The organism is Bacillus sp. SIMBA_008 (assembly GCF_046535495.1).
GTDB lineage: Bacteria > Bacillota > Bacilli > Bacillales > Bacillaceae > Bacillus > Bacillus subtilis.
In genome coordinates, this window is sequence record NZ_JAWRWL010000680.1 from 1 (window position 1) to 261 (window position 261).

Sequence of the window (261 nt, forward strand, 5' to 3'; positions counted from 1 at the left end):
TGATGTACTTTACATACTCTCAGGCTTGGATCGTGCTCGTCATCTGGTCATTATTCACAGAGATCAAGCACCGATTGTTCAAGCAGGAAGTCAAGTGGTACAAAACGGAGCGATACAATCAAAATAAAAGCGGGTGACCTTTTTGAAAAAAGCGATATTGATAACTGGCCTTTTGCTATTGATGTATAACGGGCAGGCGGCCGCGGCCCGGGAGCTGAAAACGGACGGTTCCGCTCTCGGAACAAGCGCCGGCGCAAAAGA

General features: G+C 48.3%; 1 pseudogene. It reads left to right on the plus strand.

The features are described 5' to 3' along the window. Window positions 1–137, plus strand: a pseudogene (locus tag SB658_RS24960) (glycosyltransferase family 2 protein); the annotation flags it as partial. Between the last annotated feature and the right edge of the window lie 124 nt (window positions 138–261).